Genomic DNA, 20,949 nt, shown 5'->3' with positions numbered 1-20,949 from the left:
TATGAAGATCGGTGTGAGCGGTGCCAGCGGCCATCTGGGCAGAGCCGTCGTCGCAGAGCTGCTGCGTCGCGCCGCCGGGCATGAGGTCGTGGCGATCACGCGTACGCCCGACACCATCTCTGGACCTGCTCAAGCACGGTTCGGGGACTACGACCGGCCCGAAAGCCTTGCACAGGCCTATGCGGGTCTCGATCGTCTGCTCATCATCACCACCGTCGCTCCCGAGCCCGGAAAGCGCGGCGCACAGAATGTCGCTGCCATCGACGCGGCCGTGAAGGCAGGAGTCAAGCATATCGTCTTCATGTCGGCCGTGGGCACGCGGCAGGAGGAGGAGCCGGCGCGCGGCGCCTCCTATTGGCGGGGCGAGCAGCATCTGATCTCCACGGCGCCGGCCTGGACCATCCTGCGTATGAACTTCTATGCCGAAGCCTTTGTGCAACTGGCGCAGGCGGCGCTGGGCCAGGGTGTGCTGCCCGGTCTCGCCGAGAACCGCGCGGCATTCGTCGCGCGCGATGACGTAGCGGCCGCCGCGGCAAGAATCCTGATCGGCGACGGCCATGCAGGCGCGATCTACAACGCGACCGGCCCCGAGCGCCTCTCGGGTGCGGAGCGCGCGAGCCTCATCGCCGAAATCGCGGGCCGGCCGCTTGCGTTCCGTGTCGTCACCGAAGAGCAATTGCGCGCCGGACTGACGCAGGCGGGTCTGCCGGCAGGCGCCGTCAACATCGTCGCCGGCATCCAGGCGAGCTTCGCAGCGGGTGTGTTCGACATTGTCACCGGCGACGTCGAGCGCCTATGCGGCCGGCCGGCCAAGCCTCTCCGCGACGTGTTGGCCGGTGCGCTGACATCGCATTCGACCTGAAGGCTTGCACCCGAACCGATCTCTCGCCAAGCTGGGACGACGTGAAGCCAAGGAGTAATAGATGGCGCCTCCAGTGCAACGATCTCGTCATGTCGATTTCAGTTCGCAAGAAGCCGCTGACCGCCTCGCCATTCGTGAGCTTGTCGACGCTTATGCCTCCTGCGCAGACCGCCGGGACGTCGAAGGCCAGATGTCGCTCTTCACGGCGGACACCGAGTTTCTCGTCTACATGGATAGCCGCAATGCTGTCCCCACGCAGGAAATCCGCGGCCGCGACGGCCTGCGCCCCGTCTTCGAGAATCTGAAGACGTACGAGGCGACCACGCATTTCAATGGTCAGAGCACCGTAGCCTGGGCTCAGGACTCCGCAACCGGGGTCTCCTACTGCCTTGCGCATCACGTCAAAGTCGATGGCCCCCATCGCAGTCTGATGATCGCTTCAATCCGGTACCTGGATCAGTTCGTGAAGATGGACGGTCATTGGTATTTCCGGCAGCGGAAGCTGTTGGTCGACTGGATCGACAACCGCCCACTGGGCACCGGCTAGCCCGGCCCATCGCTCCGGTGGCACGACCGGAGACGTATCGGCTGCACGGGCGCGATCAGCATTGCCGTCGAGCTCGATCGGCCCGGAGTGCGCAAGCACTTCGGACCGATTGATCCCACGCGGAAGCGACCGCTCCCCTGCGGTCAGATTTTGATGAAGTTGGTGGCTGCAAGCGCGCCAAAAGGCAGCGAAGCAAGCGGTCCGCCGACGTCGAGCGCACCGAGGTCGACCGGGAAATAGCCGGTCCGCTCGAGAAGCTTGCGAACCGCGGCCTTGGCATCGGGATCGTCGCCCGAATAGAACAGCACCCTCTGGCCACCCGACACCGCCGGCTCCGGCAGGACGCTGACATCGAAATGATTGAACGTCTTGACGACGCGCGCACCGGGAACAAACTTGCGGAACACGTCGCTGGAATGCCGGCCCCCGAGATCGATGGCCTTGATGCCGTAGGCAGCGAGCGGATTGTTCGGATCCCTGGCATCGGGCGAATCCGGGTCAAGAAACGCGACCGGATTGGTGCCGTCGATCACGATGCGGCCGTTCCAGGCAGGCAGGTGGCCCAGCGCCTTCTCGAGATCGACCCAGCGCAACGCCACCAGAACGATATCGGCGCTTGCAGCTTCATCCACGGTGCCAGCCTTGATCGAAGGGCCAAGCTTCGCCACAAGTTCCGCCAGTGATTCCGGACCTCGGCGGTTTGCGATCGTCGCCGAGAGTCCACTCTTTGCCAGCAATCGCGCCACGTTCGAACCGAGGGCGCCCGCTCCGATAATTCCGATACTCATCCATTAACTCCTGTTGTTGGTGGGGTCGAGTTGCTTCGAAACAGCAGCACCCCAAATGCTGTCCGCTTCATCACGTGCATCGACGTCGAATAAAAGATTATATGTCGACGACGTAATGACATTTTGATGCAAAAAACAGGTCACCATGCTAGTGGCATGGTGAACTTCCCAAGGCGCGCCACCTCGGAGGCGATGTCGCCGATCGTGACCTTTGCCAGTTCGTTCTCAAGCCCCTTGCGTGCGCGCATCAATGTCGGTTGCATCGCCTCCAGAATGTTGCCGCCGACCGCGCAGCTCTGGCAAGGCGGTGTCCGATGCAGTGAGAACAGCTCGGTGTCCTCGACGGCCTCATAGACGTCGAGCAGCTTGATCTTCTTCGCAGCTCTCGCGAGCATCGTTCCACCACCCGCACCGAGCTGCGACCGGGTCAATCCCGCATCGCTCAGGCGCGATAGCAGCCCCCGGATCACGACCGGGCTCGTATTGGCGGAATAGGCGAGATCTTCGGAACGCATCGGCTTGCCATCGCCCACCGCAAGCGCGGTGAGGATGTGAACGGCGACGGCGAAGCGCGTACTCGTTGGCATGACACATTCCGAAAGTGTGTCGATGTCGTTATTACATATAATCGACGCTGTCAATGCGCTTTTCCCCGGCACACCATCTATCGGTCTGACCGATATATCTCATCTAAATAAATCGGCTGTTGGCATGGCGGCCGGCACCCTAGCTTCTCCTCACTTTCAACCCTCACCCAACGGAGAACCAACATGAGTGCAACTTCCATCCAATCAGCCCGTCCCTCGCGCCGCATCGGTGCCTGGACGCTCCAGGGCATCCTCGCAGCAGCTTTCCTGGCTGCCGGCGTCGCCAAACTGGCCGGCGCTCCCTTCATGGTCGACATCTTCGAGCAGATCGGACTCGGCCAGTGGTTTCGCGTCGTGACCGGCGTCGTCGAAGTGACCGGCGCTGTCGCCCTGCTCGTTCCCGGCCTGGCTTCGATCGGCGCGCTGTGGCTCGGAGGCACCATGGTCGGTGCCGTCGCAACCCATCTGTTCGTCCTGCACACCAGTCCGGCTCCGGCGATCGTGCTGGGATTGCTCAACGCGACAGTCGTCTACCTGCGCCGCGATGAACTCGTTGCCCTGCTTCAGCGGGTCAAGGGCTGAGCCTTGAAACGCAGCGACAGCCAAACCTTGGGAGAACGACAATGACGACCAATGCAGTGTTCACGCGTCCTATCCGCGCCGAAGAGACGTCCCGGAAGATTACCTTGCGCACGCGTGGACACTCGCATGGCCGCGTCACCCGGCTGGTCAGCCCGGGCGACATTGGCGAACGGATCAAGCCGTTCGTCTTTCTCGACTACTTCGACGCCGAGCCGGCGACCGCGCCAAAATTCGGCTTTCATCCCCATTCAGGAATAGCGACGCTCACCCTCATTCTGTCCGGGCAGGCGTCCTACAAGGAGACCACCGGCCGCGAAGGCGTCATCGAGACCGACGGTGTCGAGTGGATGCGCGCCGGCAGCGGCGTTTGGCATACCGGCGGAATGTTCGGCAACGAACGGATCAAGGGCTTTCAGCTCTGGATCGCGATGCCGCCCGAACTCGAACTTGCCGACCCGCAAAGCCAGTATCTTGACGCCTCCGATTTCCATTTTTCCGGTCCCGCGAGGGTGATCGCAGGCGAATATGACGGTGTGAAAAGCATCGTCGGCTCGCCTCAAGGCATCACCTACCTCGATGTGCGCCTCAACGCCGGAGACCGCTGGATATTTCAGCCGGCCAAGGGACACGACGTCACCTGGATCGCAGCGCATCAGGGGATCGTGACGACGCCGGAGCAAGTCTCGATGGGCGAACTCGCCGTGTTCGAAGAGGGCAATCAGCCGATCGCGTTCGAAGCGCTCTCCGATGCCGGCTTCATCGTCGGCTCCGCGGTCAAACACCCCTACGACCTCGTGACCGGGCACTACTCCGTGCACACCAACGCGGAGTCCTTAAGAATTGGCGAGAGCAACATCGCCGAGATCGGCCGCCGGCTGCACAATCAGGGTGTCTTGCAGGGTGTCCCGGCGACCGCCAGACGCTGAGGCCGAGAGAGTTCAATCCAGTTGAATACTCACGATGGAGGAAACGATGTTTGGATCAGATGGAGTTCAGCTTTTGCGACGTGTGGCCCATGCCCGGGAGTGCCGGGACAGGTCCGATCGACGCTTGCCGCTGCGACCGGACCACTTCCCGGTCGAGGCAAGAGGCCGCGAGATCGTCACGCAAGACGGCGTCACTATCGCGACAGCAGCCGATCCGGCGATGAGCGAAGAGATCGTCCGGCGCTTGAACCGAGGCTATTGGAGCGACCAGGAAGATCAATGGGCGCTCTGACCAGAACGGGACGCGTCGAAGCGCGCAGCCTCAACGGTTGATATGGCCGCCAATCGGGCGGTACATTCCGGCGATTTCGTATCGGTTTGATCGATAGGTAGATCCCATGCTCGACGCCGTCTCGCTCGATCAACTGCGCACCTTCATCGCCGCGGTCGATCAGGGAAGTTTTTCTGCCGCCGCCCGCAAGCTGTTGCGCGCGCAGTCGGTGGTGAGTGAGACGATCGGCAACCTCGAGGACCAGATTGGCGTGCGGCTGTTCGACCGCTCCGGCCGCTATCCCAAACTCACCTCGGCGGGACTGGCGATCCTGGCCGATGCGCGCAGCATCATCACCGGGGTCGACCTGCTGAAGGCCCGCGCGAAGGGCATGTCGGGAGGCCTGGAGCCGGAATTGTCCGTGGTGATTGACGTCTTCTATCCGATCGACGCGATCACCCAACTGGCCAAGGAGTTTCGGGAAAAATACCCGGGCGTGGGGCTCCGCATCTATGTCGAGGCGCTCGGAGGTGCCATCAAACCCGTGCTCGACGGCCGTTGCAGCATCGGCGTCATCGGATCGCTCCCGGTGCTTCCGGAGACGCTGACCTATGAGCGGTTGCCCGGTATCGCGTTTCTCATGGTTGCGGCCCGCGATCATGCCCTGACCTCCTATCGCGGCAGGATTCCCAGGGAGGTTCTCGGAAAACATACCCAGATCGTTCTCACCGACAGGTCGGAGCTATCATCGGGACGTGAATTCGGCGTGATGTCGGCTGCGACGTGGCGGCTTGCCGATCTCTTCGCCAAGCATCATTTCCTGCTCAAGGGTCTCGGGTGGGGCGGAATGCCCTTGCATGCCGTGCGCAAGGATCTGGAAGAGGGGCGCCTCTCCGTGCTGCCAATCGAAGACGTGCCTCCGGATGGTTTGATTCTGCCGATGTCGGCGGTGTGGCAGACCAAGTCACCGCCCGGCCCCGCCGGGCGTTGGTTTGTCGATCGGCTGAAGGAAATTCCGATGGAAACGGGCAAGGTGCCGAAATCACCGGTCACCAGGAAAACGGCAAGACGGTCTGCGAAAGCCTAGCCGCCTTTAACGGTTTCCATCGCAAGGACGTCGCGAGCCAAAAGGGAGCCGACAGACTCGACGAGATGTTCATAGGCACGGTCGACAATGGCGTCCAAAGATCTGGTCTTTGCGAACATCTGCCGGGCTTCGGCCAGCAACCGGTCACGGGTCGGCATATGAGGCAGACGCAAATCGACCCGCTGTTGCAATAGAACAAGCGCGTCCCGCACCGACAATCCGGTCTCGTAGACTGACGATTTGATATCCATCGCGATCGATTCAGGACTGAAACATGCGGCGAGCTGCTCGGCCGTTCGCTTGACCACGCGCGATGCCAGGGGATGCTCATTGCGCAGAACCCGCTCGGGCGGCTTCCTCAGATCCCAGACAATCCCGAGCCACGACAAGGCCACCAGAGCATAGTAGGTCACATCGACCTCCCACCAGCGGAACCCTTGCCTGGCGCTGCTTTGATAGGCGTGATGATTGTTGTGCCACCCCTCCCCCATCGTCAGCAGGGCCAGCAGCCAGTTGTTGCGGGAGTCATCGCCGGTCACGTACCGCTTGCGCCCGCGAACATGCGCGAGAGAGTTGATGCAGAACGTCGCGTGATAAAGCAGCACCGTGCTCCAGAGGAAGCCGACCACGAGCCCCGACCATCCGGCGATGAGGAAGCACAGACCCGCGATCACGAACGCCGGCAAGAGCTCAAACCTGTGCAGCCACATCAGCTCGGGATAGGACGCAAAATCCGACACCTTCACCAGATCGGTCGCGTCATGCTGCCGATAGAAGATCCAGCCGACGTGACTGTACACAAAGCCCTTGTGCCGGGGCGAATGGACATCTTGTTCGGTATCGGAATGAAGGTGGTGATGCCGATGTTTTGCGGCCCACCAAAGCACGCTTTTCTGAGCGGTGCTTTGGGCCAGGAATGCGACGATGAACTGGAACGTCCGGCTTGTTGCGTAGGCTCGGTGCGAGAAGTAGCGATGATACCCGGCACCGATCGCAAACATGCGTAACCCGTACAGAGCGACGCAAATCGCAATTGCCTGCCACGAGACGCCCGACCAGATCGCCGCGACGCATCCAGCGTGGACCAGCAGGAATGGGAGGACCTGCGGGTACATGATGTCGTCGTGATCATCCAGATCGATATCGGTGGGCACGTTCGCAACCTCGATTTCCCTGATGCGCGGGCCCACGGCTCAAGGCCTGGCGTTGGCGGCATCGCGCGTGTTGTCATAAAAAATCCCGCGGCCGAAAACCAGTCGCGGGGTCACGAAACCAGAGGCTTTGCCAGGACATCCCTGGTCAAAGCGGCGTGGAGGCCAAGTCCTTTGGCCGACACTCGACCGGTAGTATATGGCCGGTGCCGGATCACTGCGCAAGGGCTCCCCGTTCTACCCCGGGATTGCACGGCTCGGGCCAACCTACCCCACGCTCGTTCGGCTCGAACAGACGATACTCGGTCGCAGCTCAGGGCGGCTCGAACCAATTCGGTACCCGCTCAGTCCGCCTCGACCTTGCGTCCACAGATGACGCTCACCGCCTTGCGGGCAACCTCCCTCAGCTCACTTCGGCGCGCGCCGGCGCCGGCGCGGGCGCGGATGGCGATGCTGTGCATTGTCGCTGAGGCGAAAAGCGCAAGCGCGCGGCCTGCTCTCCTATCGCCAGTTCCGATGGATCAATTCGAAAAATATCGCCTGTTCGGCTCATTGCAACCGTGAGAGGTATCAATGCGGTCAACGGTTCGCGACAACGTTGGTTGAGGCAGCGAGCCAATTCCACCGCAACAGATACCGATCATTTCAAACAGTCGAAGGTTCATGCTCATGGGTGAGCTCGTAGAAGGGATTTGGCAGCGGAGCGGAATCGACGCGGTCCTCTCGAAGGGGACACTGCAGCGGCCTCCATCGATATTCCGTAACTGGATTCGGTCGGACGAGGGCGGCTTTCGCGAGGCGCGAGTGTTCGAAGCGGGGGCTGACCGATACCATCTCTACGTATCGCTTGCATGTCCTTGGGCCCATCGCACGCTTATCATGCGAAACCTCAAGGGACTGGCCGGCATCGTCGGCCTTTCGGTGGTTCACTGGCACATGGGTGAGGACGGCTGGACGTTCGATGCCGGCCCCGATGTGATTCCGGACCGAATAAACGGAGCGCAGAAGCTTTATCAACTTTACCTCCTGGCAGACCCTCAGTCCACGACACGCGTCACCGTTCCGGTGCTGTGGGACAAAAAGGAGCGCACCATCGTCTCCAACGAATCTGCGGACATCCTGCGAATGTTCAATTCGGCATTTGACGGTCTCGGAGCCAAAGCAGGCGATTACTATCCGAGAGAACAGCGCGTAGAGATCGACGAGATCAATTCACGCATTTATGCAAACTTCAACAACGGCGTCTATGCGGCGGGATTTGCCGGCTCTCAAGTTGCCTATCATGCGGCAGTCGAGAGAGTCTTCGATACACTCGACTGGCTGGAACAACGGCTGTCGCGATAGCGCTTTCTCCTCGGCAATCATCTGACGGAAGCCGATATTCGCCTCTTCACGACACTCATCCGGTTCGACGCGGTCTATTTCGGGCATTTCAAATGCAATCGCCGGCCGATCGTCAGCTACCCTTCGCTGTGGCGATACACCAAGGAACTGTACGGTCATCCGGACATTCGGCCGACGGTGAACTTTCATCACATCAAAGCGCACTATTACGGAAGCCATCGCTGGATCAATCCGTCCGGCATTGTCCCGATCGGGCCCGATCTCGATTTCGACCCGCCTTCCAATCGCAGTTTTTCTGAAGGAATGCATTGATGCACGACGTCGTCGCCAACGGCGCCAGAATTCCCGCCATTGGGTTCGGTACCTATGGGATGCAGCGCGCGGACATGCTGCGAATGATTCCTGCTGCGTTGAAGGGAGGCTTCCGCCACATCGATACCGCGCAGATCTATCGCAATGAGGCCGAGGTTGGCGAATGCACCGTGTCGTCGGGCATCGCGCGCTCGGAACTGTTCATCACAACCAAGGTCTGGGTCACCAACTATCCGGCGAGTCGGTTTGCCGCGTCTGTCGATGAAAGCTTGAGGAATCTGAGAACCGACTACATCGATCTGCTGCTGTTGCATTGGCCTCACGATGGCGTGCCTCTCGCCGAGCAGATCGGCCTGCTCAACGAAACCGTGAGGGCGGGCAAAGTCCGTCATATCGGGGTCAGCAACTTCAATCGGCAACTGCTCCATCAAGCGATTGATCTCTCGGCAACTCCACTCGTCGCCAACCAGTTCGAGTATCATCCCTACCTCGACCAGTCCCTGCTATCGGGCGCGACACGCAAGGCCGGGCTTGCGGTGACCGCTTACTGTGCGATGGCCGTCGGCCGTGTGCTTGGCGACCCGACAATAACTGACATCGCCGCAAGTCACGGGCGGAGCGTCCCGCAGGTGGTGCTTCGCTGGCTGATACAACAAGGCAATGTTGTCGCGCTGTCGCGAACCACCAACCCCAATCGCGTCGCTGAAAATCTGGCCATTTTCGATTTTGAACTGGGCGAGGATGAAATGGCCGCCATGCAGACGCTCGTCAGGCCGAACAGCCGGATCGTCGATCCGCCTGGGCTGGCCCCAGCCTGGGATGCTTAGGAGACAATCGCCCAGGCGCGACGCGTGCCGGTCAGCTTCCGAGTTGAATGGTGCGCTCGAGGGCCGCGGCGAAGCCGTTGAGAGGGACAGTCACGACGATGGCCTGCCCGTTGCTGATGTTCTGCACGGCAACGGTGAGGATCTTGGCCCTGCTCATGGTTTCGGTCACGACCGTTGGAAAGGACACTGGAAGCAGGCAGCCTTGCGCTGTGCATGTCGAGAAGCGAGCCTGCTCCAGATCCTTGCCATCGAGCTTGAGGGTGGCACCGGCGTCGAGCTTCAGCCCAAACGGCAGCAGCATGTTGCCTTCGGCTTTGCCCTCCCTGGGAATCAGTTCGATGGCGAAGACTTGCTGGTTGGTCTCCTTGGAGAGCTGCGCCTGGCTCAGCGTGCAGAGCCTTGTGCCGTTGTCGACCAGACATTTGACGATCCAATCGCCGTAAGTCTCTGATATCGCGGAAGCGCCCTTGGGGAGTTGTACCGCCACTGCGGACGTCTGGCCCCGTGGACCGATCGGAATGGAGACGGCACCCCCATCGGCTTCCAACGTATTCGGAGCCCGAGCGGCTTGCGCTGAACCGAAGATAGCAATGAGGGCGAGAGCTGCGATCGCTCGAAGATAGCTCTCTGCTGCGTTGGCTTTGACCATGCACCGACCCCGTCTCATCACGCCCGCATCCAATTTTTTCTCTTTACGTGGGCAAACTTCCCACGTAGATGGGACATGTGTACTTGGAGAGCTTCAAACATGCAAGAGATTATCGCCGCCGGTGTGATTGTTGCGATTGTTGCATTCTGCGGCGGGTACTTTTGGGCAGTGGCTCGCGGCGCCAAGACCGCAAGCAAGCAGCAGCGGAGATGATCAGTCCGTAGGATGGGTGGAGCGAAGCGTCCCGAAGAACTTGCGCACCTCGCCGACGAACAGCTCCGGCTGTTCGAACGCGGAGAAATGCCCGCCCTTCGGCATTTCGCTCCAGTGCCTTATGTCGGTGTAGCTCGCCTCCATCCACTTGCGCACCGGGGTGACGATCTCCTTGGGAAACACGCTAACGCCGGTCGGAACCGTGACCTTGTGCACGGTCCGCTTGTTCGGCCCAAAGCTTTCCCAATAGAGCCGCGCCGACGACGCGGCTGTCGCCGTGACCCAGTACAGCATGACGTTGTCGAGCAACTCGTCGCGGCTGAGGATGTTTTCGGGATGGCCGTCACAGTCGGTCCAGGCCCAGAATTTTTCCAGGATCCAGGCCGCCTGCCCGCTTGGTGAATCGGTCAGGCCGTAACCGAGCGTCTGCGGCCGGGTCGATTGCTGCTTGGAGTATCCGGAATCCCAATCGGCATAGTATTTGATGCCGTTGAGGGCGCGGGTCTCCTCCGGCGTCGGCTGTCCCTCGACATTGGGGCGAGTCGACATCGCGAGCGTGATGTGGATGCCGGCGCAGTGCGCGGCATCCTGGCCGCCGATTGCGGTCGTCACCGCCGAGCCCCAATCACCGCCCTGCGCGAAATACCCGCTGTAGCCGAGACGCTCCATCAACACGGCCCAGGCCTTGGCGATGCGGTCGACGCCCCAGCCGGTCGTGGTCGGCTTGGAGGAGAATCCAAACCCTGGCAGCGATGGGCACACCACGTGGAAAGCATCCGCCGCGCTGCCGCCATGCGCCGTCGGGTCGGTCAGCGGCTCGATCACCTTGTGGAATTCGACCACCGACCCCGGCCAGCCATGGGTGATGATCATCGGCACGGCGTTCGGATGCTTTGAGCGGACATGGATGAAATGGATGTCGAGCCCGTCGATCTCGGTCGTGAACTGGTTGAAGCGATTGAGCCGCGCCTCGCGCGCGCGCCAGTCATACTCCTCGGCCCAGGTCCGGCAGACATCCTTGATCCATGTCAGCGGCGCGCCCTGGCTCCAGTCGGAGACCAGCTCGGCCTCGGGCCAGCGCGTCCGGCGCAGCCGGGTGCGGAGGTCCTCGAGCACGTCGTCATCGACGGAAATGCGAAACGGATTGATGGCGGCGGTCATGGCGTCTCCCCGGGGCTGGACTCTCCCGAAAGATAGGCGCGATGACACTATTTGCCGAGGGCCGTTTCCAGGAGAGCCTGGGCCTGCTTTGCGGCCTGGGCGAATGCCGGCTGCTCCGGCGCGTGCTGGACGAAGCAGCGCTTGAAGGCGCCGTCGGCCTGTTCGCGCAGATTGCCGAGCTTGTCATACGCCTTCTTGTCGATCTTCTTCTGGCGGAATTTCTCTTCGGCTTCTTCCGCCCGCTTGTTGATGTCGGCGCGAATTGTGGTGCATGCCGGAACCTGCACGGCAGGCGTGATCTCGCCATAGGCGACATAGACCTTGCCGTTGGCGAGCGCAGTCACGAACACCTCATCGGCCTTGTCAGGGGTCTCGTCCTGGGAGCGGCCGGCGAGGAAGCCATAGACCGATGCGACTGAGGCCGGCTTGGCGATCGGCAGCTCGTTGAAATTGATCACGGCGGCATCGGTCGAAATCGCCTGGGTGTAGAGGCCCTCGAACTTCAGCGCCGCATCGATCTGCTGCGGGACATTCTTGCTGCCCTTGTCCCACCACGCCTTGTGCTCGCGCAGCCAGCGTGTGAACAGGGATTCGGTGGTGACAACGATATGGGCCTTTGGCTCGACAAAGCTGCCATCGGGGCGCTTGTCGCCGATCTTGCCACCGTCGAGGCCGGCGTCGGCATCGAAGCGCAGGCCGTCCAGCATGCCGAACCCCTGATCGCCCTTATATAGAGTGTCGAGGTTGATCTGGGCCGGCGCAAAGCCTGCGCGCGCGGGCTCGGCCAGCATGGCGGCCATTTGCGCCTTGAGGTCTTCGCGCGCCCCGGCCTCCGCCTTGTCGGCGGCGTCATCGACCTTCAGCTTGGCGAATTTGGCGATCGCTGCGTCGCGCGTGGCAATATAGCGGTCTTCCGGCGACGCGGCATTGGCGTGCGAAAGGATCAGGATCGGGGAAAGGACGAGGGCAAGGCGGACAATAAAATGCATGCCCTGTGGTCGCCCGCAGGGCATGCAAGGTTCAAAGGTCACGAGGGTACTTTCAAGTCATCTCGTGCCGGCAGCAGCAGCCGGCACGGGATTTCGTCATGGCAGCCAAGTCAGGCCGCCTTGATCAGGCCGCTTTGGCCTTTGCCACGTGGGTGGCGATCGCATCCATCAGCGGCGGCGACAGGCAATCAAAGGGCTCGAGCCCGAGTTCTTTCAGGCGCGACCTGATCCCGGCCATATCGGCCGGCTTGACGCCGGACTCGATCACCGACGACACGAAGGCCGCAAAGCCCGGAGCAGCCGAGCCTGATTCCTGGAACAGCTCGGGATGGACGAAGTCGAGGCCGTAGAACGGATGGCCCTTGTTCTCGATCCGGCCGTACATATGGGTGCCGCAGCCCTTGCAGGCGTGGCGCTGGATTGCCGCCGAGGCATCGATGATGTGCAGCTTGTCGCCGTTCTCGAGAACGGTGACGTTCTCGCGCGGCACGACCGCGACCACCGAGAAGTCTGCGCCGGCGGGCTTCCAGCACTTGGTGCAGCCGCAGGCGTGGTTGTGGGCGACGTCGCCCTTGATCCCGACCTTGACCTTCTTGTCCGCGCATTTGCAGACCAGGGTTCCGCCGGCGAAGTGGCCCGAGCCCTGTTTGACGCCGTTGTCGACCGATGGGTGGATATGAACAGTCATTAGCTATCCTCCTACTGCTTGCTGTTTTGATTTCAGAACACGACGACCGAGCGGATCGATTTGCCCTCATGCATCAGGTCAAATCCCTTGTTGATCTCTTCGAGCTTCAGCACGTGGGTGATCATCGGATCGATCTGGATCTTTCCGTTCATGTACCAGTCGACAATCTTCGGCACGTCGGTGCGACCGCGCGCGCCGCCGAACGCGGTGCCCTTCCAGACCCGGCCGGTCACAAGCTGGAACGGCCGCGTCGCGATCTCCTTGCCGGATTCCGCAACACCGATCACCACGGAGACGCCCCAGCCGCGGTGGCAGGCTTCCAGTGCCTGGCGCATCACGGTGGTGTTGCCGGTGCAGTCGAAGGTGTAGTCGGCGCCGCCATCGGTCAGGCCAACCAGATGCTGGACGATATCGCCCTCCACCTTCTTCGGGTTGACGAAATGCGTCATGCCGAACTGGCGGCCCCAGGCGTCCTTGGAATCATTGATATCGACGCCGATGATCTTGTCGGCGCCGACCATCCTGGCGCCCTGAATCACGTTGAGGCCGATGCCGCCGAGGCCGAACACCACAACGTTGGAGCCCGGCGTCACCTTGGCGGTGTTGACCACAGCGCCGACGCCGGTGGTCACGCCGCAGCCGATGTAGCAGCTCTTGTCGAACGGCGCGTCCTCACGGATCTTCGCCACCGCGATCTCCGGCAACACGGTGAAGTTCGAGAATGTCGAGCAGCCCATATAGTGGAAAACGGTCTCGCCCTTGTACTTGAAGCGCGAGGTACCGTCCGGCATTACGCCCTTGCCCTGCGTGGCGCGGATCGCCGTGCAGAGATTGGTCTTCTGGCTCAGGCAGCTTTTGCACTGGCGGCATTCGGGCGTGTAGAGCGGGATCACATGATCGCCCGGCTTGACCGAAATGACGCCGGCGCCGACTTCACGCACGATGCCCGCGCCCTCGTGGCCGAGGATCGAGGGAAAGATGCCTTCGCTGTCGAAGCCGTCGAGCGTGTAGGCATCGGTGTGACAGATACCCGTCGCCTTGATCTCGACCAGGACCTCGCCGGCCTTGGGCCCTTCCAGGTCAAGCTCGACAATCTCAAGCGGCTTCTTGGCCGCAAAGGCGACGGCGGCGCGTGTCTTCATCGAAGTCTCTCCAAACCGTAAAACATGTCGTTATTCGCACCCGATCCGGATCCATATCCAGATCCCGCGTTCAGTGTCCCATGCACGAACTTTCCGCCTTGGTATAGGCCTCAGATTTGTCTTCATGCTTCGCCGGACGCACGCGCGCGACCGCATCATTGGAGCGGGCTCGCAGATAGATGTAGAGGTCGTCCATGTAGCAGGCGACGTTCGGATTGTCGCCGAACGCCGGCATCACGTTCTCCTGCGACGTACTGACGTTTTTGCGCCCGCTGGCGACCACGCCGATGAAGTCGGCATAGTTCATGGTCTTGAGCGAGTCCTTCAGTGCCGGCGCGTAGCTCGAACCCATTCCGTCGGGCCCGTGGCAGACGTGGCATTCCGAGTGGTAACGGCGATAACCGGAATAGGTGTACCAGTCCACGGTACCGTCAGCCGTGACCTTGTAGGTCGGGTTGCCGTCCTTATCGAGATATTTGCCGTCCTCGGATGTGACCGCGGTCGGGTCGCCCGGAGCTTCGGCGGAAGCAATTCCTCCCGTTACCGCAAGCAGGATCGCGGCAGTCACCAACCAGATGATACGCAAGAGCTTGTCCTTTGGGATTCGGTAGCAGGCGAACCGGCGCATGGATGGTCTATTGGTCCATGCGCCGGAACGAGGTTGGATCAGCTCACTGCGGCAGCTGGAACACGGTGAGTGTTCCACCGAGCGCGGTGTAGTTGCTGAGCGCTGCATAGCCACCGACGGCGCCGAGGCCGGCGGTCGGATCGGTCAGGCCGGCTGCGAGGCCGATACCGGCCCAGCCACCAACGCCGGAGAGCACGGCCACGAACTGCTTGCCGTCATGCTCATAGGTGTTGACGTTGCCGATGATGCCGGATGGGGTCTTGAACTTGTAGAGCTCCTTGCCCGTCTTGGCATCGACTGCCTTGAGGTAGCCTTCCAGCGTGCCGTAGAACACCACGCCACCGGCGGTCGCGAGTGCACCCGACCAGACCGAGAACTGCTCTTGGTTGGACCAGGCGATCTTGCCGGTCTTGCCGTCCCAGGCGATGAAGTTGCCCATGTTGGTCTCACCGGGAGGCGGATACATCGACAGCGTCGCGCCGACATAGGGCTGACCTGCGGTGTAGCTCACCTTGAACGGCTCGTAGTCCATGCAGACATGGTTGGTCGGCACGTAGAACAGCTGAGTATCCGGCGAGTAGGCTGCCGGTTGCTCATCCTTCGAGCCGAGCGCGGCCGGGCAGATGCCCTTGACGTTGTGGTCTTCGCCACCCTTGTCGGTCGACGCGGTGTCGAGAACCTTTGGCCGGCCATAGGTCGGCGAGCCCTTGTTCATGTCGACGCCGGAGGTCCAGTTGACCTTCGGATCGTACTTTTCTGCGACCAGCAGTTCGCCGGAGGCGCGGTCGAGCGTATAGCCGAGCCCGTTGCGGTCGAAATGGGTCAGCAGCTTGCGCGGCGTGCCGCCGATGCTCTGATCGCTGAGGATCATTTCGTTGACGCCGTCATAGTCCCATTCGTCGTGGGGCGTCATCTGGTAGACCCACTTGGCAACGCCGGTGTCCGGATTGCGGGCCCAGACGGTCATCGACCATTTGTTGTCGCCGGGACGCTGTTTCGGATTCCAGGTCGATGGATTGCCCGAGCCGTAATACACGAGGTTCAGTTCGGGATCGTAGGAGATCCAGCCCCAGGTGGCGCCGCCGCCGATCTTCCATTGATCGCCCTGCCAGGTCTTCAAGCTCGAATCCTTGCCGATCGGCTTGCCGAGCTCGGTGGTCTTGTCGTCGACCAGGATCTGGTCGTCAGGTCCTTCCGAGAAGCCACGCCAGACCTGCTTGCCGGTCTTGATGTCATAGGCGGTCAAGTGAGCTTGCACGCCGAACTCACCGCCGGAGATGCCGATCAGGACCTTGTCCTTGACCACGAGCGGCGCCGAGGTACCGGTCGCGCCCTTGGCGGGATCACCGTCCTTCACCGACCACACGACCTGGCCGGTCTTGGCATCGAGCGCAACCAGCGTGGTGTCGGCCTGATGCAGGAAGATCTTGCCGTCGCCATAGGCGACGCCGCGATTCACGGTATCGCAACACATCACCGGAATGACGTTCGGGTCCTGCTTGGGCTCGTACTTCCAGACGATCTGGTTGTCCTTGGAAAGGTCAAGAGCATAGACCTTGTTCGGGAACGGGGTGGAGAGATACATCATGTTGCCGATGACGAGCGGTCCACCTTCGTGGCCGCGCAGCACGCCGGTCGAAAACGTCCAGGCAACCTGCAACTTTCCGACATTCGAGGCGTTGATCTGATTCAGCTTCGAATAACGCGTGTTGGCGTAGTCACCAGCCGGCATCACCCAGTCCTTCGGGTTCTGCGCCATCTTGTGGAGTTCGTCGTTGGCATTGGCGGCTCCGGCGGCAAATGCCGCTATGACGCCAAGACTGGTCGCGTAAAGCAACTTGCGCATCGTGGATTCCTCCCAGTGTTAAGAGCTCAGGGTTTCCGTCGAAACGGCCCATTTCTTCGATTTTCGTTCCCTATGCGTAGCCTGATCGGTGCTGCACGACTTGCCCAAGAGCGAACAGCCGCTTGCTTGAAAGCGAAACTTCATCAATTTTTTGGGCTGCGCCTGAAATCGCGAGAAGGCTGTTTCATGTTGCAGAGCATCAATCGGCGATCTGCAATGTTCCATCGCCCAATCTCGCGCGTTCCAAGGTTGCGCTTGACGACGCCAGAACTAAGTCGGAGGATTGCCCGACAATGACCGGGAGGAATCCCGCCGACCCCCTCAACGTCTGCAAAAAGAGGGAAAAGGTGCGGCTCACGGGCCAGGTCTCGCGCGAAGAGCAGTCACGTTTGGGGATCGAATCGGTGGCTGGAAAAATGTCCGATACTGTCCATTCGCTCAACACGACAGGATTGACGCCGAAGCGTCAGATCCAACGCTGGTCGGACGCGCTGACCGATTTGTGCGGTCAGTTCGACGTCGACGCGCTGGAAGGATCCTCGTTCGAGGGGCGGATCAACTATACGAGCGTGTCGCGGCTCAAACTGTGCCAGATCGAGGCAAGCCAGCATCGGATCGCGCACACCGTCTCGCGGATCAGGTTGAGCGAGCACCCCTACATCAAGATCCTGTTCCAGACCTACGGCGTCTCGCATTTCGAGCAGGAAGGCCGTCACTTCGACATCGTGCCGGGCGATTGCTTTGCCTACGATGTGTCCTGCCCGCACACCATCATCAGCCCGGCGCTGACCCGCCATGAGGTCGTCATCGTTCCCAAGGACCTCCTGAAGGAACGTGGCTTCCAGCTTTCCAAGATGGCGCCCTGCAAACTGTCGGCGCGCAACGGCACCGGCCGCATCGCCTATGATTTCGTGCACGCGGCCTTCGGTGAGGCGACCAAGCTGTCTCCCCTGAATGCCGTCGGCGTCGCCGATTCGCTGATCGACCTGCTGCTGCTGCCGCTGCGCGAGACCGGTGCGATGCTCGATCGCGGCAGCGCCGAGGCGACCTATGTCCGGGCCCAGGGCTTCATCCGGGAGCATCTGCGCGACCCCGATCTCTGTATCGACCGCATTTCCGCGGCGCTCGGCTGCTCGAAGCGCTATCTGCACATGCTGTTCAGCGACCGCGGCATGACGGTCAGCGACTACATCTGGCGGGCCCGGCTGCAGCACTGCCGGCAGGAACTGGAAACCCAGAACGGCAAGACGATCACGGACGTCGCATTCTCGTGGGGCTTCTCCAGCTCCTCGCATTTCAGCCGTGTGTTCCGGAAATATTTTGGCATTGCGCCCTCATCAGTCAACAAGGGCCACCACGGCGGCATGCCGGTAGAGGTAGTGCTGGAATAGCAGTCTCGCCCGGCGTGGGCGTACGCCGACCGACATCCCCCGTCATGCTGTCCAGCCTCAAGGAATGGGCGCGTAACCTCAAACGGGACAGCTACGCGCTCTATCTCGCGTCACGCGATCCTCGCGTTCCCTGGTACGCCAAGGCGCTTGCCGTCGCGATCGCGGCCTATGCGCTCTCGCCGATCGACCTGATTCCGGATTTCATCCCCGTGATCGGTTATCTCGATGACCTGATCCTGCTGCCGCTCGGCATCTGGCTTGCGGTTTCGCTCGTCCCGCCTGACGTGATGGCCGAATGCCGCATCCGCGCAAGCGTGACCCTGCAGCGCCCGGCAAGCCGGGCCGGAATGATCGCGATCATCCTGCTCTGGATCGCGGGCGCGTTCGCGCTGGCATGGGCAATCAGCGCCTACTGGCCGCGCTAGACCTAGAACGTCGCCTTCATGCCGGCGTAGAACGCACGCGGCCGGGCCGGGTTGAGCGTACGCGGGTCGGAGAAGGCCTGCCCGGTGTTGAAGTTCGGCAGTGCATCCGTCTCGAAGAAGGTGCCAGAGGTCGAATAGCGATTGTCGAAGATGTTATCGACGCGACCGAAGACCTGGTACGTCTTGTTGATCTGATATGAGGCGTGCGCGTTGAACACTGCGTAGGACGGTAGCTTCGGAAACTGGTTGGAATCGTCGCCGTAGAAATATTGACTGCTGACCCACAGCGCATCGCCGCCGACCTTGAATGCGTCGGTCACAGCATAGTCGAAGCCGGCCTTGACGCGGTGGCGGGGAACGCCGGGAATCTGGTTGCCGGGCGAGATCTGGATGTTGCCGTTGGCGTCGGCGAACGGGCTGTTCGAGCCGACCGTGAGCGAATTCAGGAAACGCGCATCGATGAAGGCGTAGCTGGCGTAGACTTGCAGCGCTGACGATTTCAGGTTGACCTCGGCCTCGATGCCCTGCCGACGGGTGGCGCCGACGTTCTGGAAGTAGCCAAAGCCCTGCAGCACCGGGCTTGCGATGGCCAGGATGTCGTCGGTGTTCTTGGCGCGGAATCCGCCGAGCTTCCAGCTCAGCGTCCCGATGTTGAGATCCCTGGTCCCGCGCAATCCCGCCTCGATGGTGTGCGACACGACCTGCTTGAGGTCTGGGTCGGAGACCAGGAAGGTCGCAATCGTGCAGGGGTTCGCAGGATCTGCGCAGCTCAATTCGAGCGGCGTCGGAGCGCGGTTGGCTTCCGAATAGCCGGCATAGAAGGTCAGGTCGCGCGTGATCTTGTAGGTGCCGCCGATGACTGGATTGAATCGATCGTAATTGTGGATGCCGTTGAGTGCAGTCCCGAGTTGATCCTCAAGCGTGACGTTAGCCGTGTTGAACCGGCCGCCACCGGTAATCGAAAACCTGTCGGTGATGTCGAACGTGTCGAGCGCATAGATGCCGAAATACTGATTGGTAGTCCGCAGCGACACCGGTCCGTCCGTCACGGGCGAGCCGGAGGGCCCGAGAAAGATGCCGCTGCCATTCAGCGCGTAGTTGGGGCTGAAGGTCCCGAGTTCGGCGCTGGCATTGAACCAGGTCACGCTGGTATCGAGGCTGGTACCGATGGTGAAGTGATTGTTGTGCCCGAACAGCTTGTCGTCGTTGGTCGCCTGCAGCGAGAAGCCCGCCGTCGTCGACCTTGTCGAGGTTCGGTCGTTCTCACCCAGGAACGCGCCGGAAGGGAACGGATTGCTGAGTTGGGCGCCGTTCAAGCCGTAGGCTGGCGTCGAGTCGTCACCGAAGCACAACATCGTCGGATCGGCGCAAGGCTGCGTGCCGGTCGGGTTGCCATCCTGCGTGTCCTGCTTGAAGAAGCGCAGATGCGCTGATCCCTCGATGGTCCAGGTCGGGGTCGCCTCGACCTTGCCGGTCAGATTGAAATAGCCGACCTGATTGTGTGACGTCTGCGGTGTGGTGTAGGTCGCGCCCCAATATTGCTGCAGCAGTTCCGCCGGGACGGCGGCCGCGGCGCCGAACTTGTTGTCGGCCACGCCCATATTGAGATGGAACTCGTTGCCGTCGTGCCGGTAGGCGACGTCACCGTAGAACCGGCGGACGTCGGACTGCGAGAAGTTGCGGAAGCCGTCGTCATGGATGCCCTCGAGCGCGCCGTAGACGGCGTAATTGTCGATCTGCTTGCCCCACTGCGCCGAGCCTTGGATACGGCCGAACGACCCTCCCATCAGGCTGAGCTCGGCGCCGTGATAGTTGAAGCCATCCTTCATCTGGATATCGACCGCGCCGCCGAGCGCATTCAACCCAAAGGCGGGATTGTTGGTGATGACGGTGACCGACTTGATCGCCGCGGTCGGGATCAGGTCCCAGTTGACGACGTCGCCGAACGCTTCGTTGATGCGCACGCCGTTCTGGTAGACCGCGAGCCCTTGCGGCGTGCCCGACACCGGCGAGGCAACGAAACCGCGGAACTCCAGGTTCGGCTGAAACGGATTGCCGGCGATATCACTGACGTTGACCGAGGGCACACTCTGCTGCAAAGCGTCGGTGATGTTGGGTGAACCGGTTCGCTCGATTTGCCTGGTATCGACGACGTTGACGCTGGCGGGAACCTTGTCCGCATCGATCGCTGATGATGACTCGGGCGAGGATGCGGGCGTTGTCGCAATATAGACCCTCGGCCGGGGACGAACGACGCGGGTCGCCTCTGAACGCCCCCGCTTCACGCCATTACCGGGAGCCGTCACCTCGACCGGCGGCAGAGTTTCAATCCGCTCCGGCCCGCTTTGGGCAAAAGCAGCTTCGTTGCCAACCACCATGCCCATCGCAATTGACGCGACCACCACAAACCGCACGCCGCCCATCCATCCCACCCGTTGCAGCCCGGCCTTATTGATCCCCACCGGTTCTTGCAGCGATACTAGTGAGCAGAGCGAGAGCTGCGCTACCTTTAATTGTTCCCGAAAGATTCGGG

At 61.5% G+C, this 20,949-nt stretch carries 20 protein-coding genes and 1 pseudogene; 10 read left to right on the top strand and 11 right to left on the bottom strand.

Annotated features, from left to right (window positions below):
* Position 1 precedes the first annotated feature (1 nt).
* Together UP10_RS33005 and UP10_RS33000 are read left to right on the top strand one after the other, a co-directional pair.
* A complete protein-coding gene (locus UP10_RS33005; RefSeq protein ID WP_044591342.1) occupies positions 2-862 on the top strand; it encodes an NAD(P)H-binding protein in 861 nt (286 codons plus the stop codon).
* Between the two features lie 61 nt (positions 863-923).
* Positions 924-1,409: a nuclear transport factor 2 family protein gene (locus UP10_RS33000; RefSeq protein WP_050043897.1), complete on the top strand. Its 486-nt coding sequence runs from the start codon at positions 924-926 to the stop codon at positions 1,407-1,409.
* A 143-nt stretch (positions 1,410-1,552) separates the two neighbouring features.
* Here the strand turns inward: UP10_RS33000 and UP10_RS32995 are convergent, their stop codons facing one another.
* Positions 1,553-2,197 (bottom strand): NADPH-dependent F420 reductase, encoded by a 645-nt coding sequence (locus UP10_RS32995; RefSeq protein ID WP_044591341.1) that lies wholly within the window; start codon positions 2,195-2,197, stop codon positions 1,553-1,555.
* A gap of 140 nt (positions 2,198-2,337) precedes the next feature.
* Positions 2,338-2,784 (bottom strand): Rrf2 family transcriptional regulator, encoded by a 447-nt coding sequence (locus tag UP10_RS32990; RefSeq protein WP_044591340.1) that lies wholly within the window; start codon positions 2,782-2,784, stop codon positions 2,338-2,340.
* Positions 2,785-2,967: 183 nt separating this feature from the next.
* On the opposite strand from UP10_RS32990, the gene UP10_RS32985 reads away from it, so the two are divergent.
* From UP10_RS32985 to UP10_RS32975, 4 genes are all read left to right on the top strand, one after another.
* Positions 2,968-3,366 carry a DoxX family protein gene (locus UP10_RS32985; RefSeq protein ID WP_044591339.1) on the top strand — a complete coding sequence of 133 codons (399 nt, stop codon included), beginning with the start codon at positions 2,968-2,970 and terminating at the stop codon, positions 3,364-3,366.
* Positions 3,367-3,407: 41 nt separating this feature from the next.
* Positions 3,408-4,292, top strand: coding sequence for a pirin family protein (locus UP10_RS32980; protein ID WP_044591338.1), 885 nt, complete (start codon positions 3,408-3,410; stop codon positions 4,290-4,292).
* Positions 4,293-4,326: 34 nt separating this feature from the next.
* Entirely contained in the window at positions 4,327-4,584 is a 258-nt protein-coding gene (locus UP10_RS44730; protein ID WP_044540373.1) for a hypothetical protein, read from the top strand.
* Positions 4,585-4,690: 106 nt separating this feature from the next.
* Positions 4,691-5,650, top strand: a complete 960-nt coding sequence (locus UP10_RS32975) for a LysR family transcriptional regulator (protein WP_044591337.1) — start codon at positions 4,691-4,693, stop codon at positions 5,648-5,650.
* Here UP10_RS32975 and UP10_RS32970 read toward each other — a convergent pair.
* Positions 5,647-6,765, bottom strand: a complete 1,119-nt coding sequence (locus UP10_RS32970) for an acyl-CoA desaturase (RefSeq protein ID WP_044591406.1) — start codon at positions 6,763-6,765, stop codon at positions 5,647-5,649. The genes UP10_RS32975 and UP10_RS32970 overlap by 4 nt on opposite strands.
* 705 nt (positions 6,766-7,470) lie before the next feature.
* Between UP10_RS32970 and UP10_RS32965 the strand changes: the two are divergent.
* Positions 7,471-8,457, top strand: a pseudogene (locus tag UP10_RS32965) (glutathione S-transferase family protein).
* Positions 8,457-9,284, top strand: a complete 828-nt coding sequence (locus tag UP10_RS32960) for an aldo/keto reductase (RefSeq protein ID WP_044591336.1) — start codon at positions 8,457-8,459, stop codon at positions 9,282-9,284. The pseudogene UP10_RS32965 and the gene UP10_RS32960 overlap by 1 nt, the downstream one beginning before the upstream one ends.
* 31 nt (positions 9,285-9,315) lie before the next feature.
* On the opposite strand, the gene UP10_RS32955 is transcribed toward UP10_RS32960, so the two are convergent.
* The 7 genes from UP10_RS32955 to xoxF5 all read right to left on the bottom strand — a co-directional run bounded on the left by UP10_RS32955 (position 9,316) and on the right by xoxF5 (position 16,600).
* The gene (locus UP10_RS32955; RefSeq protein WP_044591335.1) at positions 9,316-9,933 is read right to left on the bottom strand and encodes an invasion associated locus B family protein; all 618 of its coding nucleotides are present in this window, start codon (positions 9,931-9,933) and stop codon (positions 9,316-9,318) included.
* Positions 9,934-10,146: 213 nt separating this feature from the next.
* Positions 10,147-11,307 carry an epoxide hydrolase family protein gene (locus UP10_RS32950; protein ID WP_044591334.1) on the bottom strand — a complete coding sequence of 387 codons (1,161 nt, stop codon included), beginning with the start codon at positions 11,305-11,307 and terminating at the stop codon, positions 10,147-10,149.
* Between the two features lie 47 nt (positions 11,308-11,354).
* Positions 11,355-12,296 (bottom strand): hypothetical protein, encoded by a 942-nt coding sequence (locus UP10_RS32945; protein ID WP_044591333.1) that lies wholly within the window; start codon positions 12,294-12,296, stop codon positions 11,355-11,357.
* A 124-nt stretch (positions 12,297-12,420) separates the two neighbouring features.
* Positions 12,421-12,984, bottom strand: a complete 564-nt coding sequence (gene gfa / locus UP10_RS32940) for an S-(hydroxymethyl)glutathione synthase (RefSeq protein WP_044591332.1) — start codon at positions 12,982-12,984, stop codon at positions 12,421-12,423.
* 32 nt (positions 12,985-13,016) lie between these two features.
* Positions 13,017-14,126, bottom strand: a complete 1,110-nt coding sequence (locus UP10_RS32935) for an S-(hydroxymethyl)glutathione dehydrogenase/class III alcohol dehydrogenase (RefSeq protein WP_044591331.1) — start codon at positions 14,124-14,126, stop codon at positions 13,017-13,019.
* Positions 14,127-14,196: 70 nt separating this feature from the next.
* Positions 14,197-14,712, bottom strand: coding sequence for a c-type cytochrome, methanol metabolism-related (locus UP10_RS32930; protein ID WP_502692312.1), 516 nt, complete (start codon positions 14,710-14,712; stop codon positions 14,197-14,199).
* An 85-nt stretch (positions 14,713-14,797) separates the two neighbouring features.
* Entirely contained in the window at positions 14,798-16,600 is a 1,803-nt protein-coding gene (xoxF5, locus tag UP10_RS32925; RefSeq protein WP_044591330.1) for a lanthanide-dependent methanol dehydrogenase XoxF5, read from the bottom strand.
* 416 nt (positions 16,601-17,016) lie between these two features.
* Here xoxF5 and UP10_RS32920 point away from each other — a divergent pair, with 416 nt between their 5' ends.
* Both UP10_RS32920 and UP10_RS32915 read left to right on the top strand, forming a co-directional pair.
* Positions 17,017-17,991, top strand: coding sequence for a helix-turn-helix domain-containing protein (locus UP10_RS32920; protein WP_044591404.1), 975 nt, complete (start codon positions 17,017-17,019; stop codon positions 17,989-17,991).
* A 44-nt stretch (positions 17,992-18,035) separates the two neighbouring features.
* A complete protein-coding gene (locus UP10_RS32915) occupies positions 18,036-18,416 on the top strand; it encodes a YkvA family protein (RefSeq protein ID WP_044591329.1) in 381 nt (126 codons plus the stop codon).
* Between the two features lie 2 nt (positions 18,417-18,418).
* Here UP10_RS32915 and UP10_RS32910 read toward each other — a convergent pair whose 3' ends face one another.
* Complete coding sequence (locus UP10_RS32910; RefSeq protein ID WP_044591328.1) at positions 18,419-20,839, bottom strand: TonB-dependent receptor domain-containing protein; 2,421 nt, start codon at positions 20,837-20,839, stop codon at positions 18,419-18,421.
* Positions 20,840-20,949: the final 110 nt, after the last annotated feature.

The organism is Bradyrhizobium sp. LTSPM299 (genome assembly GCF_000938235.1).
In the GTDB taxonomy this organism is placed as follows: domain Bacteria; phylum Pseudomonadota; class Alphaproteobacteria; order Rhizobiales; family Xanthobacteraceae; genus Bradyrhizobium.
The sequence above is the reverse complement of the archived record's forward strand: the minus strand, read 5'-3'. Positions and strand labels throughout refer to the sequence as shown.

Excerpts from the sequence above, each read along its gene's own strand:
- xoxF5 (WP_044591330.1), bottom strand. The coding sequence starts at position 16,600 with ATGCGCAAGTTGCTTTACGCGACCAGTCTTGGCGTCATAGCGGCATTT.
- UP10_RS32960 (WP_044591336.1), top strand. The coding sequence starts at position 8,457 with ATGCACGACGTCGTCGCCAACGGCGCCAGAATTCCCGCCATTGGGTTC.
- UP10_RS32985 (WP_044591339.1), top strand. The coding sequence starts at position 2,968 with ATGAGTGCAACTTCCATCCAATCAGCCCGTCCCTCGCGCCGCATCGGT.
- UP10_RS32910 (WP_044591328.1), bottom strand. The coding sequence starts at position 20,839 with ATGGGCGGCGTGCGGTTTGTGGTGGTCGCGTCAATTGCGATGGGCATG.
- UP10_RS32975 (WP_044591337.1), top strand. The coding sequence starts at position 4,691 with ATGCTCGACGCCGTCTCGCTCGATCAACTGCGCACCTTCATCGCCGCG.
- UP10_RS33000 (WP_050043897.1), top strand. The coding sequence starts at position 924 with ATGGCGCCTCCAGTGCAACGATCTCGTCATGTCGATTTCAGTTCGCAA.
- UP10_RS32950 (WP_044591334.1), bottom strand. The coding sequence starts at position 11,307 with ATGACCGCCGCCATCAATCCGTTTCGCATTTCCGTCGATGACGACGTG.
- UP10_RS44730 (WP_044540373.1), top strand. The coding sequence starts at position 4,327 with ATGGAGGAAACGATGTTTGGATCAGATGGAGTTCAGCTTTTGCGACGT.
- UP10_RS32920 (WP_044591404.1), top strand. The coding sequence starts at position 17,017 with ATGTCCGATACTGTCCATTCGCTCAACACGACAGGATTGACGCCGAAG.
- UP10_RS32945 (WP_044591333.1), bottom strand. The coding sequence starts at position 12,296 with ATGCATTTTATTGTCCGCCTTGCCCTCGTCCTTTCCCCGATCCTGATC.
- UP10_RS33005 (WP_044591342.1), top strand. The coding sequence starts at position 2 with ATGAAGATCGGTGTGAGCGGTGCCAGCGGCCATCTGGGCAGAGCCGTC.
- UP10_RS32990 (WP_044591340.1), bottom strand. The coding sequence starts at position 2,784 with ATGCCAACGAGTACGCGCTTCGCCGTCGCCGTTCACATCCTCACCGCG.
- gfa (WP_044591332.1), bottom strand. The coding sequence starts at position 12,984 with ATGACTGTTCATATCCACCCATCGGTCGACAACGGCGTCAAACAGGGC.
- UP10_RS32935 (WP_044591331.1), bottom strand. The coding sequence starts at position 14,126 with ATGAAGACACGCGCCGCCGTCGCCTTTGCGGCCAAGAAGCCGCTTGAG.
- UP10_RS32995 (WP_044591341.1), bottom strand. The coding sequence starts at position 2,197 with ATGAGTATCGGAATTATCGGAGCGGGCGCCCTCGGTTCGAACGTGGCG.
- UP10_RS32980 (WP_044591338.1), top strand. The coding sequence starts at position 3,408 with ATGACGACCAATGCAGTGTTCACGCGTCCTATCCGCGCCGAAGAGACG.
- UP10_RS32970 (WP_044591406.1), bottom strand. The coding sequence starts at position 6,765 with ATGTACCCGCAGGTCCTCCCATTCCTGCTGGTCCACGCTGGATGCGTC.
- UP10_RS32955 (WP_044591335.1), bottom strand. The coding sequence starts at position 9,933 with ATGGTCAAAGCCAACGCAGCAGAGAGCTATCTTCGAGCGATCGCAGCT.
- UP10_RS32915 (WP_044591329.1), top strand. The coding sequence starts at position 18,036 with ATGCTGTCCAGCCTCAAGGAATGGGCGCGTAACCTCAAACGGGACAGC.